General features: G+C 60.1%; 13 protein-coding genes, 1 tRNA gene and 1 riboswitch. Of the genes, 8 read left to right on the top strand and 6 right to left on the bottom strand.

All coding sequences use genetic code 11. The annotated features are described in order from the left end of the window. Positions 1-296 precede the first annotated feature (296 nt). The 4 genes from BUA94_RS12855 to BUA94_RS12840 all read left to right on the top strand — a co-directional run bounded on the left by BUA94_RS12855 (position 297) and on the right by BUA94_RS12840 (position 5,616). Positions 297-1,586 carry an adenylosuccinate synthase gene (locus BUA94_RS12855; protein ID WP_073013566.1) on the top strand — a complete coding sequence of 430 codons (1,290 nt, stop codon included), beginning with the start codon at positions 297-299 and terminating at the stop codon, positions 1,584-1,586. A gap of 259 nt (positions 1,587-1,845) precedes the next feature. Then, positions 1,846-3,564, top strand: a complete 1,719-nt coding sequence (locus tag BUA94_RS12850; RefSeq protein ID WP_073013565.1) for a hypothetical protein — start codon at positions 1,846-1,848, stop codon at positions 3,562-3,564. Positions 3,565-3,629: 65 nt separating this feature from the next. After that, positions 3,630-3,736, top strand: a riboswitch (TPP riboswitch). A 148-nt stretch (positions 3,737-3,884) separates the two neighbouring features. Continuing rightward, positions 3,885-4,640, top strand: a complete 756-nt coding sequence (locus tag BUA94_RS12845) for an ABC transporter permease (RefSeq protein WP_073013564.1) — start codon at positions 3,885-3,887, stop codon at positions 4,638-4,640. Between the two features lie 37 nt (positions 4,641-4,677). After that, positions 4,678-5,616: an ABC transporter substrate-binding protein gene (locus BUA94_RS12840; protein ID WP_073013881.1), complete on the top strand. Its 939-nt coding sequence runs from the start codon at positions 4,678-4,680 to the stop codon at positions 5,614-5,616. Here the strand turns inward: BUA94_RS12840 and BUA94_RS12835 are convergent. The 3 genes from BUA94_RS12835 to BUA94_RS12825 all read right to left on the bottom strand — a co-directional run bounded on the left by BUA94_RS12835 (position 5,613) and on the right by BUA94_RS12825 (position 10,168). Continuing rightward, entirely contained in the window at positions 5,613-7,910 is a 2,298-nt protein-coding gene (locus BUA94_RS12835; RefSeq protein ID WP_073013563.1) for a CHASE2 domain-containing protein, read from the bottom strand. The two genes, BUA94_RS12840 and BUA94_RS12835, sit on opposite strands and share 4 nt — an antisense overlap. 163 nt (positions 7,911-8,073) lie before the next feature. Beyond that, on the bottom strand, positions 8,074-8,958 hold the full coding sequence (gene rpoH, locus BUA94_RS12830) for an RNA polymerase sigma factor RpoH (protein WP_073013562.1): 885 nt from the start codon (positions 8,956-8,958) through the stop codon (positions 8,074-8,076). 184 nt (positions 8,959-9,142) lie between these two features. Further along, entirely contained in the window at positions 9,143-10,168 is a 1,026-nt protein-coding gene (locus BUA94_RS12825) for an RluA family pseudouridine synthase (RefSeq protein WP_073013561.1), read from the bottom strand. Between BUA94_RS12825 and BUA94_RS12820 the strand changes: the two genes are divergently transcribed. Further along, the gene (locus BUA94_RS12820) at positions 10,167-10,520 is read left to right on the top strand and encodes a hypothetical protein (RefSeq protein WP_073013560.1); all 354 of its coding nucleotides are present in this window, start codon (positions 10,167-10,169) and stop codon (positions 10,518-10,520) included. The two genes, BUA94_RS12825 and BUA94_RS12820, sit on opposite strands and share 2 nt — an antisense overlap. A 113-nt stretch (positions 10,521-10,633) precedes the next feature. Next, positions 10,634-10,708, top strand: a tRNA-Glu gene (locus tag BUA94_RS12815). A 70-nt stretch (positions 10,709-10,778) separates the two neighbouring features. Here BUA94_RS12815 and BUA94_RS12810 read toward each other — a convergent pair. From BUA94_RS12810 to BUA94_RS12800, 3 genes are all read right to left on the bottom strand, one after another. Beyond that, on the bottom strand, positions 10,779-11,576 hold the full coding sequence (locus BUA94_RS12810; protein WP_073013559.1) for a DeoR/GlpR family DNA-binding transcription regulator: 798 nt from the start codon (positions 11,574-11,576) through the stop codon (positions 10,779-10,781). Positions 11,577-11,647: 71 nt separating this feature from the next. Beyond that, positions 11,648-12,850 (bottom strand): coiled-coil domain-containing protein, encoded by a 1,203-nt coding sequence (locus BUA94_RS12805; RefSeq protein ID WP_139251107.1) that lies wholly within the window; start codon positions 12,848-12,850, stop codon positions 11,648-11,650. Positions 12,851-13,000: 150 nt separating this feature from the next. After that, on the bottom strand, positions 13,001-13,585 hold the full coding sequence (locus tag BUA94_RS12800; protein WP_235860551.1) for a DUF1134 domain-containing protein: 585 nt from the start codon (positions 13,583-13,585) through the stop codon (positions 13,001-13,003). A 199-nt stretch (positions 13,586-13,784) separates the two neighbouring features. On the opposite strand from BUA94_RS12800, the gene BUA94_RS12795 reads away from it, so the two are divergent. Both BUA94_RS12795 and chpT read left to right on the top strand, forming a co-directional pair. Then, entirely contained in the window at positions 13,785-14,210 is a 426-nt protein-coding gene (locus BUA94_RS12795) for a YHS domain-containing (seleno)protein (RefSeq protein WP_208980061.1), read from the top strand. A 119-nt stretch (positions 14,211-14,329) separates the two neighbouring features. Then, positions 14,330-14,974 carry a histidine phosphotransferase ChpT gene (gene chpT, locus BUA94_RS12790; RefSeq protein WP_073013556.1) on the top strand — a complete coding sequence of 215 codons (645 nt, stop codon included), beginning with the start codon at positions 14,330-14,332 and terminating at the stop codon, positions 14,972-14,974. Positions 14,975-14,989: the final 15 nt, after the last annotated feature.

Here is a 14,989-nt window from a genome sequence, read left to right as displayed (position 1 = left end):
AAGTGAAACACCCGATTTGCGAGGAGGCTCCGGCCTGAAACCGGTTTCGATCTTGTTTGTCGGCGGATTGCCTAGCCGGGAAAGAACAGGCGAAGGCGGGTCCCCCTGTTGAAACTGCAGATGGGACTGGAGAATTGGCCGTTTGGGGGCAAGAAAAGCGTCTTCAAGGGGTCGCCATCAGCGGAGCAAATGTCTATAGTCCGCCGCGTTTGCCCCGGGCGGAACGTCCGGGGTTCTTCGCGTTTAGACCGGCTGTCAGATGTGCCGGTGTTGCCGTTCAGGAGGGCAGGAAATCCATGGCCAATGTGGTTGTCGTCGGATCGCAGTGGGGTGATGAAGGCAAGGGCAAGATCGTCGACTGGTTGTCCGAACAGGCCGATGTCATCGTCCGCTTCCAGGGCGGTCACAACGCTGGCCATACGCTGGTGATCGATGGCGTCAGCTACAAGCTGTCCCTGCTCCCGTCCGGTGTTGTCCGTGGCAAGCTGTCTGTGGTCGGCAACGGCGTCGTGCTTGATCCCCATGCTTTCGTGGCTGAAGTCGAGCGCCTGGCGGCTCAGGGCATTACGGTTACTCCGGAAAGCCTGCGCATTGCCGAGAACGTCACGCTGATCCTCTCCCTGCACCAGGAACTGGATGCGCTGCGCGAGAATTCGAACAGCGGTACCCGCATCGGCACCACCAAGCGCGGCATTGGCCCTGCCTATGAAGACAAGGTTGGCCGCCGCGCCATCCGTCTGATGGATCTGGCTGATCTCAATGCACTTCCGGCCAAGATCGACCGCCTGCTGACCCACCACAATGCTCTGCGCAAGGGCCTTGGCCAGGACGAGATCTCCGCACAGGCGATCTATGACGAACTGGCAAGCGTTGCCGACAAGGTCCTGCCGTATATGGATAGTGTCTGGCGGCTGCTGGATGGCGAGCGCAAGGCTGGCAAGCGCATCCTGTTCGAAGGCGCGCAGGGCGCACTGCTGGACATCGATCACGGCACCTATCCGTTCGTGACCTCGTCCAACACTGTTGCCGGTCAGGCAGCTGCCGGTTCCGGCCTCGGGCCGGGCTCGATCGACTATGTTCTCGGCATCACCAAGGCCTACACCACGCGCGTGGGCGAAGGTCCGTTCCCGACCGAACAGCAGAATGAGATCGGCGACTTCCTCGGCACCCGTGGTCATGAGTTCGGCACGGTCACTGGGCGCAAGCGCCGCTGTGGCTGGTTCGATGCTGTTCTGGTCCGCCAGACGGTCTGCACCTCCGGCATCACCGGCATCGCGCTGACCAAGCTGGACGTTCTGGACGGTCTCGACGAGATCAAAATCTGCGTTGCCTATGAGCTGGATGGTCAGCGAATCGACTATCTGCCGGCTTCCCAGGCAGCTCAGGAACGGGCTGTTCCGATCTACGAAACCCTGCCGGGCTGGAAAGAATCCACAGAAGGCGCACGCAGCTGGGCGGATCTTCCGGCTCAGGCCATCAAATACGTGCGCTATGTGGAAGAGCTGATCGGTGCGCCGGTCGCGCTGCTGTCCACCAGCCCCGAGCGTGAAGACACGATTTTGATGCAGAACCCTTTCCAGGACTGATATCCTAGGGTTTGCCTGCTTTTAAAACATGGCGCCGGCGGCTCTTTCTCTGGAAGCCGCCGGCGCTATTTTCATATCCGGACTGAAGCTTAGCCACCCATTGGCCAGACCCCTGCCGCAGGAATGGCTGAATTCAACGTTAGCCTGCCCTAAACTCAATGACATGAGTGACAACAGGGCTTCGCTCTGAATGCAACATGGTATAAGCCTTCATTGATAAGACCGGGAAACTATTGGCAAGCGGCCGACAGGCGGGACGATGGCTGACTATTACTCGATTTTGAAAAGAACGATTTCGTCGCTTCCTGAAAACAATGGCGCTGCGCGCCGAAGTGTTTACAGCCGCGCACGAAACGCCATCGTCAATCAGCTCAAGGCCTATGAACCGCCACTCTCGCCGTCCGAAATCACGGCGGAACAGCTGCGGCTTGAAGAGGCTATCCGCAAGGTTGAGGCCGAGGCCGCCCGTGAAAGTCTCGGACTGGGCCAGGCTGCCGCAAAAGCCCCTGCGCCTTCGACGGCTGCGCCGGTTCTGACCCGTCAGGAGCCGCCGGCACCGCAGCCTGCTGCGCCCCGCGTGGAAGCAGAACCCAGTCTGCAGCAGGCCGCCCCGTCGGTTCAACCTCCGGTGCAGGTACCCGTTCAGTCGCCGGTCCAATCGTCTGTCCAGGCTCCTGTGGCGCCAGCCTCTCCGCTCAAGTCGGCAGTCGATCAGGCCTCCCAGCTTGGTGAAGCCTCTCACAAGGCGGTTCAGTCGACCAAGGACGCCATGAGTGCGTCGGCTCCCTCGGTTTCCCAGCCGCGTCAGGAACCTGTCTTCGGGTCCAGCAAGCCTGAGCCGCAGCCGGAAGATGACTATGGCTACGGGGATGACGACGCCTCCGCAGATGACCTGAGCGCCTCTCCCGAGGCTGTCGTCTCTGCACCCCAGAAGAGCAAGTCTGATGGACAGCGCCGCGGCAAGCGCAAGCCTGCTTCTGGCGCACCGAGAAAGAAGTCCGGGTCCTCCGGATTCCCGATCCTGCCGCTGGCTCTTGTCGCCGTGCTTGTGCTGGTCATCGCCGGTGCGGTTGTCTTCCTGTCTTCGGGGGATGACAGTGCTCCGGAAGTGGCAGTGAACACGCCTGCGTCCGATCCGACCCCGCCGCCAGACACCCAGCCGGAGACACCGGCGACGGGCACGGCAGAGGCTCCGGCCGCAACGCCGGAAAATGGCAAGATCGAAGACCGGCTTCTGGATGACAGCGGCGAACCCGCTGCAGCCCCTGATGCCCGTTCGGTCACGACCACGCTGATCACGCCGCAGGAAACGGGTGTGTCTTCTCAGCCGTCGTCCCCGTCGACGGATGCGCCGCTTGAGACCCCTGCGATCGTCAATGAGAATTCGGGCATTGCTTCTGTGACGCCTCAGTCCGATTCAGGTGCCGTGACCGCCGGAACCCAGCGCTCTATCCTTTATGAGGAAGGCGATGAGGCAAATGGGGCAGGTACCGCGTCTCAGGGCGAGGTTACCTGGGCGCTGAATGAAGAGACGGATCTTGAAGGCAAGAAGCACAATGTGCTGTCCGCCGATATTCAGATCCCGGAGCGCAATGTCTCCGTGTCGCTGAAGATCAAGCCGAATGATGATCCGTCCCTGCCGGCAAGCCATCTGGTGGAAATCAAGTTCGACTTCCCGGAGGATTTTGCTGCAGGCGAGATCGTCAGCGTTCCCGGCCTGGTCATGAAGCCGACGGAAGAAGCCCGGGGAGATGGTCTGATCGGGGCTTCGGTGAAAGTGTCTCCCGGTTACTTCTGGATTGCACTTTCCAGCCTGAGCAGCGAGCGGGAACGCAACATGGGTCTGCTGCGCGAGCGCGGCTGGATCGATATCCCGATGCTGTTTGAAAATGGCAAGCGCGGCATCCTGACCCTTGAAAAGGGCGGCGCAGGAACAGCGGCAGTCGAACAGGCTGTCACCTCCTGGCAGGCCGGCTGATCTTTAGCCATTTCTTCTTTTTACGGAACAGGCTTGCCTTTTAACCGAAGGCAATGCATGTTCCGTCTCGGTCCGAGGGGTGTTCCGTGAACCGGAACTGAGATGGCTTTGCGCCGAACCCTTAGAACCTGATCCGGGTCATGCCGGCGAAGGGACGGAAGCCTTTAGCCATATCCCGGATCTCCAGTGTCGCATTCGGCTTGTCCGAAGACGGGAGATCCTGCTTTGCGTTATGCCTCGCGCCGTTCGTGGCGCTTTTTTGATATGTCCTTCATCGCGTGCCGCGATGGCCTTTCTCCTGTGTTCGGGGAGGGGTGTCCATGAAGGCTGTTCTTCTCTCGTCTTTCCGGCTGGTCCTCGGGCTCAGCGTGTTCCTGCTGCTTTGGGCAGGGCTCGTCCGCTTGTTCGAAATCCCGACCTTCATGTTGCCCAGCCCACTCAGTGTGGCCGAGGCCTTTGCCGCGCGCGCAGGGTTCCTGATGGAGCATGCCGCAATCACGGCCTATGAAACGCTCTTCGGTTTTGTCTTCGGTGTTGGAGCAGGAGCGCTGCTGGCAATCGCCATGTGGTTGTCGCCGGTCACCCGGCGGGCGGTGCTGCCTGTTGTGCTGGTCACCCAGGCTCTGCCGGTCTTCGCGATCGCTCCCATTCTGGTTCTGTGGCTGGGGTTTGGCCTCGCCTCCAAGATCGTGATGGCGGTTCTGGTGATCTTCTTCGCGGTCACATCCTCCTTCTATGACGGTCTGCGCCGCGCTGATGCCGGACTTGTGGACTTAGCCCGGCTCTACCGCCTGTCCCGTTTCAAGGAACTTCTCTATTTCCGCATCCCCTCGGGTTTGCCTGCCCTGGCATCCGGTATCCGGATTGCTGCCGTTTTCGCGCCCATTGGCGCCATTGTTGGCGAATGGGTGGGAGCCAAGGGCGGACTTGCCTTCATCATGCTTCAGAGCAACGCCCGCATGCAGACCGATGTCATGTTCGCTGCCCTGATCCTGCTCGCGCTTATGGTGCTGACGCTGCGTTTCGCCGTCGACCACCTGACCCGCGCTCTCGTTCCCTGGCAGCCGGAAGACTGACCTGCCAGCGCTTCATCCTGAAATCTTGGAGGAATTCATGAAAAACCTGATCAGATGCATGGCAACTGCGGCGGTTCTTGCCGCAACGCCGGTACAGGCAGCCGATAAGCTGACCGTCCTGCTCGACTGGTTCACCAACCCGGACCATGCGCCGATCATTACCGCACAGACGAAGGGCTTCTTCGCAGCTGAAGGCCTCGATGTGGAAATCATCGAGCCTGCAGATCCGGCAATGCCGCCCAAGCTGGTGGCTGCGGGGCAGGGGGATATCGCCATCTCCTATCAGCCGACGCTGCATGCGCAGATCGAGGAAAACATGCCGCTGAAAAGCATCGGCACCCTGGTCTCCACGCCGCTGAACACGCTGATCGTTCTGGAAGACGGGCCGATCAAGGAGCTGAAGGACATCAAGGGCAAGAAGATCGGCTTTTCCGTTTCCGGCTTTGAAGACGCCATGCTTGGCCAGATGCTCAAGTCTGTCGGTCTGACGATGAATGATGTGGAGCTGATCAACGTCAACTTCGCCTTGTCGCCAGCGCTGATGACCGGTCAGGTTGACGGTGTGATCGGGGGCTACCGTAACTTCGAGCTGACCCAGATCGAGATTGAGGGCAAGAAGGGAAGAGCTTTCTTCCCGGAAGAGCATGGCGTTCCGCCCTATGACGAGCTGGTCTATGTGGTGCACAAGGACAAGACCGGCGATCCCCGCTATGCGAAGTTCCTGGCGGCGGTTGAAAACGCGACCATCTACCTGACCAACCATCCAGAAGAGGCCTGGAACGCCTTTGTCGAGGCCTATCCGAACCTCAATGACGAGCTGAACCGCAAGGCCTGGGCCGACACGCTGCCGCGTTTTGCAAAGCGCCCTGCGGCTCTGGATGAAGGCCGTTATCAGCGCTTTGCGGACTTCATGCTGGAAAGCGGGCTGATCAAGAAGGCCGTTCCAGTCTCTGACTATGCAGTCGAGATCCGCTAAGTCTGCTCGATCATCGGGGTGGCGGGTTCCTGTTCTGCCGCCCCGAGAGGAAGATGCCCTTCCTCGGGCACTCCCCCTGAGGCTGCCTGGCGGTCAGCCAGATCGGCAATGGCAGCGGTGAAGACGTCATAGAAAGGGCTTTGCCGTTCGCTTGCAGCCTTCCGGCAAGCTTCAAGATGAAGAGCGGCGCCTGCTGCGTTGCCATCCCGCATGTCACTGACCATGGCCGCGTGGGACTTGGAGAGCAGACGGAAGCCTTCCGTGTGCCGGAAGCTCTCATCCCCCACCAGTGCATAAAGCCGGACCGGTTCGGACTTGCCCTTGAGCGGGATTTCCCCCGCCTCCAGATAGGCAAACTCGGGTGCTGCCCGCCGGGTTGCGTCCGAGACCAGGAGTTCCGCGCCGACTGCCTTGCAGCTCGACTCGATCCGCGAGGAAATGTTCACCGCATCGCCAATGACGGAATAGTTGAAGCGGCGGCTGGAGCCCATGTTGCCGACGCAGGCCTCACCGGTGTTGAGACCGATGCCGATGTGAACGGACTGGGTTTTTAGGCCGTGAGCCTTGAAGCCGAAGGCGTCTTGATCGTTCAGCTCATCGACCTTTTTCAGCATGTCCAGCGCCGCGCGGCAGGCGTGGCTGGCATGGGCGTTGATGGCCAGCGGTGCATTCCAGAAGGCCATGATGCTGTCGCCGATATATTTGTCGATCGTGCCTTCCTCGTGCTGGATGATGTCGGAAAGCGGTGAGAGAAGCGTGTTGAGGAAGCTGACCAGCTCGGTCGGGGTCAGCTGCTCGGAAATGGGCGTGAAGCCGCGCACATCCATGAACAGGATGGTCATGTCGCGCATTTCCCCGCCCAGAACCAGCTGTTCCGGCGCCTCCTCAAGCTGATTGACCAGATGGGGCGAGAGATATTGTCCGAAGGCCTGACGGACAAACCGCTTTTCCCGCTCGGTCATGATGTAGAGCAGGGTTGTTTCCGCAACAAAGACAAGCAACACGGCGAGGGAAGGGTAGACCGGGTCGAAGAGCAGCCCGTTTTGCAGGTAGGCCATGAGCGAGCCACCCGCCAGGCTGGCGGCGATGAGTGCGCCCATGAGCGCGGTGCCGATGCTGCCGACGGCCGGTAGAGCAAGGATCATGATGAGACCGATGGCGAGCGTTGCCAGGGCTTCTGCGCCATCTGCCCAGTCCGGCCGGGTCAGGAAATCTTCCGACAGGATCTGCTCGATCATCTGGGCGTGAACGGACACCCCTGGGACCACTTCGCCTAGCGGCGTTGTTCTTAGGTCGAGAAGCCCGGCAGCAGAGGTGCCGACAAAGACGATCTGGCCTTCGATCAAGGGGGTGATCAGGTCGCGTTTGGTTTCATCCAGCACGTCAAGGACCGAGACATAGCGGTCTTTCCGGTCGGTATCGTAGTGCACCCAGACTTCGCCCTTGGCGGTGGTCGGGACCACGAAGCTGCCGATCTTCAGTTCTGTGACGGCAGAGTTTCCCGTGGCGGCCTCTCCGCTGGCACCGGTTGACTTCACCAGAACCCCGCTTGCGCCTTGCGCGACCCGCAGGGCCTCCACCCCGAGGCTCGGATAGAGCTTCGTGCCGTCCGTGAAGATGAGAGGCGCACGGCGGACGATCCCGCCTTTTTCATCTTCAGACAGGGATATCCCGCCCGAGCCGCTGGCTGCGGTCTGGAACATGTCGAGGCTTGGCAGGGTGGAGGGGAAGGGAGTGAGGAAGCCGGCCGGGTTCTCGCCGCCGAATGCAAAGCCCGCGCGGGACATGGGCAGACGCCCGCCCGTGTGGGTCAGCACCGCAAAGGCGACGACGGAAGGCGCCTCTTCCAGCGATTGTGCAAAGACGACGTCATGGTCGGGAAGTTTGGCCAGTTCCGACTTGAAGCTGTCCAGGTCAGTCAGATTATCTGCCGTGAGATTTTGCAGAACCAGACCAGGAGATGTCCGGTCCGGCTCAGCAAAGACGATGTCATAGGCAATGACGGCGGCGCCCATCTCGTTGAGCGCGCGGGTCAGCTCGGCAAGGCGGGTGCGCGGCCAGGGCCATTGTCCGTATTGCTTCAGTGAAGCCTCGTCGATGTCGACGATCCGTACGGGGGCCGGCTGATATTCGCGCGGGAAAAGCTGCTGATAGGAATCGAAGGTCAGTTCACGGACGGCAGTCAGGAAGGGCGGGTCGGAAACGCGCACGAAAGTAGCCGCGACCAAGGTCAGGACAGCGACCCAGGCGACAAGCATCCGCTTGCCCAGCATGAATTTGAAAAGCCCCCGCATTCCGCTCCCCGCTCCGGCGCAACAATGGCCTCAGGTTAGGCGGTTCCCTTGCTGCGAACAAGCCGGGAGAAACAGGGCTGGATAGGGATGGCAGACAAGGGCCAGAGACAAAAAAGCCGGGCACATCGGCCCGGCTTTCCCAATATGTTCGTCCGTTCGCTGGTCAGGCGTGAGGGCGCTCGAATTCCTTGGCGCTGCTCTGAACGGCCTTCTGGACCTTTTCAAAGGCCCGGACTTCAATCTGGCGGACGCGTTCCCGGCTGACGCCGAATTCGTCGGACAGATCTTCCAGAGTGATCGGGTCCTCCGACAGGCGGCGAGCCTCGAAGATCCGGCGCTCGCGGTCATTCAGAACGTCCATGGCGTCGCTCAGCATGCGGCGGCGCACATCCAGCTCTTCCTGATTGGCGAGGATGGTTTCCTGGCTATCGGAATCATCCACCAGCCAGTCCTGCCATTCACCGGAATCGGCTTCCGCGCGAACCGGGGCGTTAAGGCTGGCATCGCCGCCCAGACGCCGGTTCATGGAGATCACCTCTTCCTCGCTCACGCCGAGCTTGGTGGCGATTTCCTGAACCTGATCGGGCTTCAGATCACCTTCATCCAGAGCCTGGATCTTGCCCTTGAGGCGGCGCAGGTTGAAGAACAGACGCTTCTGGTTGGCTGTCGTGCCCATCTTCACCAGCGACCAGGAGCGCAGGATATATTCCTGGATTGCGGCCTTGATCCACCACATGGCGTAGGTCGCAAGGCGGAAGCCTTTATCCGGCTCGAACCGCTTCACGGCCTGCATCAGGCCGACATTGCCTTCGGAAACGACTTCACCCAGAGGCAGGCCGTAACCGCGGTAACCCATGGCAATCTTCGCCACAAGGCGCAGATGCGAGTTCACCAGCCGTTCAGCAGCTTCTGGATCGTCGTGCTCCTTGTACCGCTTGGCGAGCATGTACTCTTCCTGCGGCTGGAGCATGGGAAACTTGCGAATCTCGTCGAGGTAGCGGCTCAGGCCACCTTCCCCGGCGGTTAACATCGGTACATTCCGGGCCATTAGATGCGCCCCCTTTCTCCCGAATTTGCGTTCCCTCTGGGACGTCCGCCGGTGGCTCTTGCCACCGGAAGCGCCGCTCTTCTAAGGCGAACGCGTGATGCCAGCGTCCGTTTCACGGCCCGCTGAGAAGCTTCAATATAAGTAGCTTTACGCCGATTACATGGCCGGGAGCGAGAAACGCATTCTAAAATTTTTGTAATGCAGACAAAAGATTAGCAAAATCAGCCGGATACGGGCTCTCAAATTTCAGGGTCTCCCCCGTGGCGGGGTGCTCGAAGGCCAGAAGTCCGGCATGAAGCGCCTGGCGGCTGAACTCCGAGATGACCGTCTTGAGCGGATCATCGAGCCGATTGACCTTGGTCTTGAAGCCTGCGCCATAGTCCTGATCGCCGATCAGCGGATGGCCGATATGGGCCATATGAACGCGGATCTGGTGCGTGCGGCCGGTTTCCAGGCGACATTCCATAAGCGAGGCGAGGGACGGTTGATCCTCGGGACCGAAACGTTCCTTTACCTGCCAGTGGGTGATGGCCTGACGGCCGCTGGTCTTCACAACGGCAATCTTCTGGCGGTTATGGAGCGAGCGCGCGAGGTTCGCGTCGATCGTGCCCTTCAGGCTGGAGGGGGCCCCCCAGACCAGTGCCGAATAGGCCCGCTCCAGCGGCCCGGTGCGTCCGTGATCGGCAAACTGGGCGCTCAGCCCCTGATGGGCCAGATCCGTCTTGGCAACAACCAGCAGACCGCTGGTGTCCTTGTCGATCCGGTGCACGATGCCCGGACGCTTGACGCCGCCGATGCCGGAAAGACTGTCGCCGCAATGGTGGATCAGGGCGTTGACCAGGGTGCCGGTCCAGTTTCCAGCGCCAGGATGGACAACGAGACCGGCCGGCTTGTCGACAACGATCAGATGCTCATCTTCATAGACGATGGTGAGAGGGATGTCCTCGCCCTGGGGCTCGGCCTCTTCCGCTTCAGGGACGCTCAAGGCGAGCAACTCGCCTTCATTGACCCGGTATTTCGGCTCCACTATCTTGGCGCCGTCCACAGTGACCTCGCCGGCGCGGATGAGGGCCTGGATCCGGTTACGGCTCAAGGTGTCCATTTGTCCCGCCAGGACTGCGTCGAGGCGCTTGCCCGTGTCCTCAGCATCAACCAGATAACTGAAGTCCGTGTCCATGTCGGCCGGGTCTTCCGGAGTGAATTCGTTCATGAGTCAACCTGAGTCCAAGGGATCGCAGCCCGAAGAACAACCATTGGATCCGGCCACCTTGCGGGTGCAGGCAAAGCTGAAGCGCCTGCTCGCGGGATCGAGCCTGATCATGTTCGCGGGATTTATCGCTGTCTTCGCAGCTATCTTCTACAAGATCAACTCTTCTGATAGCGGCGCTTCAGGTGACATTCCTTCCACGATCGCGGTCGGACCCGATGCGGTTGTCGAGGACATGGAATTGATCGGTGGCCGTCTGGTGCTGCTGGTGAAGGAAAACGGCAAGTCCGCCCTGCTGCATTTCGACCCTTCGACTGGGGTACAGCTGGGCCGGACAGATCTGGTTTCCCGTTGATCCGGCAAAGTTATTCACAGGCCGATGCGCGGGACATGAAAAAGGATCTTGCATCGGCCTGCTGCAGGCCTTAATAGCCTGCCCATCAGCTGAGGCAAACGCCTCGGACGGATGCGCCCATCGTCTAGCGGTCAGGACGTCGCCCTTTCACGGCGAAAACAGGGGTTCGATTCCCCTTGGGCGTACCACTCTCTCCCCCAAGTCAAAATTGATGATTGATCAACGGCTTCATCGCCGTTTGAGACGTTTGTCTGCGGTTCACTGATCGTCTTGCGCTTCCTCCGGCACGGACGGTGGGGCTCCCGTTTCGATCATGGTCAGGCCCGCATCGCAGCCAATCTGGCGGATCTTTTCGGACGGACAGTGATCGGTCACGAAGGTATTGACCTGCGAGATATGGCCAACCCGGACCGGGGCTGTGCGCTCGAACTTCGTGCTGTCTGCCGCCAGAATGACATGGCGGGCGTTTTCCATGATCGTCTGCGTGACCCGGACTTCCCGGTAGTCGTAATCCAGCAAGGATCCATCCGGATCGATGGCTGACGCACCTACGATGGCAAAATCGACCTTGAACTGGCGCATGAACTCGACAGCGGCCTCTCCAACGATGCCGCCATCCGCATGGCGCAGAACACCCCCGGCAATCACGACTTCATTCTGGGAATAGCCGCGCATGAGCGCCGCAACATTGATGTTGTTGGTGATCACCATCAGTCCGCGGTGTTGAAGCAGGGCCTGGGCTGCTGCCTCGGTCGTGGTTCCGATGTTGATGAAGAGGGACGCATTGTCCGGAATGAGGGCTGCAATGGCAGCGCCGATGTCGGCTTTTTCGGTGCTTGAAATGATGCGCCGAGCCTCGTAGCCGACGTTTTCGGTTCCTGAAGAGAGCAAGGCACCGCCGTGCGTGCGAGCCAGCAGCTTGCGTTCGCACAACTCGTTCAGGTCCTTGCGGATGGTTTGCGGACTGACGTCGAACCGCTTTGCCAGATCTTCGACCGTTACCCGCCCGGTCTGACGGGCAATTTCCAGAATGGCATTATGGCGGGCAATCAGCATTCGAAACTCTTGGATCGGGAAGGGCGCAAGACGCTGCCCTGATAAGTCATGTCAGAAGGGCAGGGCGTGCGTCAGGCGACGTCTTTCTTGGAAGGGTTGCCGGTTGTCTTGCCTTCGTCTTCGACCGACTGCTCCTGGGAAGTGACTTGCGCCTGAGGCGCTATGTCTTCTGAAGAATTGGCGCGGCTGGCATTGACGATCCGGCTGACGAGCGCGTGTGGAATGTCGTCATGGGTAAAAGCGGGAGCCGTTGCCGGTGCTGCCGCCAAACCTGGTGCCGAGGCAGGGCGTTTGGACTTGCCGTCCGGATCGAGAATGCGGGCGCTGATGTCGAGCAGGCTGCCACGCAGCTCCTTGAGGTCGGGAGCGGAGCGAAGATCCCTGCGCAACTGCTGAACCTGAAGCCGGGCGCGGTCGAGTGCCCGGTTTCTTTGGTTGATCAAGGCGGTCAGCCGTGCCTTTTCCCCGTCCGCCCATTCCAGATCCCGTTCCAGCCGCTGGACCGTCTCGTCGATCGGCCGGTCGGTCTGGTCCAGTTGAATGGTGAGGCGGGTCACTTCTGCCTGCGCGGTGATGAACTGGGCCTCGGCATCGACCAGATCGGCTTCGAGCTTGACCATGGCGGATTGAAGCTCCTGCGCCGATACCGGCAGAAGCACGTCTGCCGGAACATTGCCGTCGCCTTCAAGCTGGGCAAGGCGCTTGCGGGCTGTCGCCAGCTGGGATTCCAGGCTGGTGATCGTGGCAAGGGCCATGGCGTCATCGGCGGGCAGCCAGGTCTGGATCTGCAGCGGCTGGCTGTCGGTCTGGCTTTTCAGAACATCCAGTTCTGCCCGCGTGCTGCTGAGGGCCGTTTCTGTCTCTGTGAGTTGGTTGCGCAGTCGCTCCATCTCGGCGATCAGGTCCTTGCCCTTTGCGCCCGCCTGGGACTGCAGCGCCTTTTCAAGTTCGATGCGGAGGGTCGAGAGCTCCCGCTCATGGGCGGCCTTGGCCTTGACGAGGTCTGTTGTCAGACGTCCGGTTTCCAGCCGGTGGCGGACACTCTTCTCCCGCTCCCGCTCGATCGCCTGTTCAAGGCGGAGCTGTTTCAGGGCGTGATTGGCGCGGTCATAGTCGTGGCTGGCCCGGACTTCGGCATAAGTCGCCGGATTGACGGCCTCAAGGGCTTCGCGGGTCAAGCGGACGGAGCGCCGGTAAATGGCTGGCAGGATCGCGAGCCCCAGAAGAGTGGCTGCGCAGAAACCCAATGCAACATACATCGCCGCTTCAATCACGCGGGGCTCCGTTTAACTATTTGGTCCGCATTTTAACGTTCCGCCACAATCCCATTGATCACCGGCCGGGTCAAATGAACTGGGTGATTCAACGCGCTGCGGCTTTGAGGGGCGGCGGCCGGAGCGGCGTTCACTCCGGCCGCCAGTTCCTCAGAACGGGTTCCAGGTCGGCTCGCTGGTGAACTTTAGGTAGCCAAGGTTGAGGCCCAGGCGCGCGCCGACACCGGCACGCACCGGCACCACGACAATATCCTGGTTGGCCAGAACCGTCATACCGACGCCACCCACCAGATAGGCCGAGCCGTTGACGCCCATGAAGCGCTGATAGATCGCCTGGGTGCTGGGCAGATTGTAGATCAGCATCATGACCCGTGCACCATCACCACCGAAGTCCCAGCCGACGGAAGGTCCCTGCCAGAACAGTTTGTGGGTGCCGGCATTGCGGGTGTAGAGAGAGCCTTCTCCATAGCGGGCGCCGGCCACGATCGCGCCGGACCCTTCCTCACCCAGAATGTAGCCGTTAGGTTCGCCGTATTGGGCGAATGCCTTTTCGACCACGGAAGCAAGTCCACCGGAAACGGAGCCGAAGAACTCGTGGCCTGCCTTGACGATCTCATCCTGCTTGTAGGTCTGGCCGGTCTGGGCAGAGGCCGCAGCAGGTGTTAGCAGCGCAGCAGCGATCACAAGGGCAGAAAGGACGCCGCGGCGCATGCGGGTCAGGCTTTCCCAGATCATGAAGAATTTCTCCTTGGCAGCATCAAATGACTGTCCGGCCAATCCAAGTCCCGATGGTGTAGTCTACATCGGAATAACTGAATGATTCGCACTGTCTTCTGACCTTTACGAACACAAAACGATGCAAAAGTGTAGCTCAAATGGGTCAAGGATAAGGCTGAGCGGTCTGCTTGCCGCAATGTTTTGCCTGGGGCTGTTCTTGCCGGTTCACCAAGGCCGGGCGCAGGCCCGGACCGATCTGTTCATTCCCGATCCCATTACCGGATATGCGCTGGGAGGGCATGATCCGGTCGCCTATTTCATCGACCGCAAACCGCGCATGGGGCGGCGGAAGTTTGAATTCAGGTGGGGCGGGGCTGAGTGGATCTTCGTCAATGAAGGCAATCTGGCAGCTTTCAAGGCAGCGCCTGAGGTTTATGCTCCGCTGTTTGCTGCCTGTGGCGCACAGGCCCTCTCCGAAGGCTATGTGACGGCCGGAAATCCACACATCTTCGCCTTCGTGGACGGAAAGCTGGTTTTTTTCCATTCTGTGGTGAACAGATTCCTGTTTCTGGTGAATGCAAAGCCTCAAATGTCGGATGCAGAGGCCAATATGCAGAAGACAGGGTGCAAACCGGCGCTTTGAAGGTCTTCTCCGGCTTGGCATCAAAGCATCCTGTGTGTATCCCTTTGTTTATCGTTAATCGAATCATAATCGGGCCAGCTTTTCAGCCGGGCCGCAGACAAGAAGAGCTTTGAAGCGCCATGTCTCAACTCAAGGACCTTTCCTCGCTTGATCTGTCCGCGCTGGTCGCGAGCCGCGTTTGCCATGACATCATCAGCCCCGTAGGCGCGATTACCAACGGGCTGGAAGTGCTGGACGAGGAAGGCTCGGAGGACATGCGCGAATTCGCCATGGACCTCATTCGCAAGAGCGCCCGCCAAGCCTCTGCAAAGCTTCAGTTTGCCCGCCTGGCCTTTGGCGCAGCAGGCTCAGCCGGTGCCGAGATTGATCTCGGAGACGCCCAGGTCGTGGCGACCGGTTTCATGGAAAACGAGAAGTCGGATCTGGACTGGCAGGTTCCCCGGAACCTGATGCCGAAGAATTTCGTCAAGATGCTCTTGAACCTGATCCTGATTGCCAATCAGTGCATCCCGCGCGGCGGTGTCATTACCGTCACCATGGAAGGTGAGCCGGCTGATCCGGAATTCACTCTGTCAGCCAAGGGTCTCAACCCGCGCATTCCGCTGGGTATGCAGGACACTCTTTCAGGTGAAGAACCGGAGCGCGTGGACGCGCATTCCGTTCAGCCTATCTACACAGTGCTGCTTGCGCGCGAGTGTGGAATGAAATTGTCAATCGTCAAAGATGAAGACATTGTCAGAATTACTGCATTGAAGGGCGCATAAACACCTACTTCCAGG

It is taken from the genome of Roseibium suaedae (genome assembly GCF_900142725.1).
GTDB lineage: Bacteria > Pseudomonadota > Alphaproteobacteria > Rhizobiales > Stappiaceae > Roseibium > Roseibium suaedae.
This window is presented reverse-complemented; position numbering and strand designations above follow the sequence as displayed.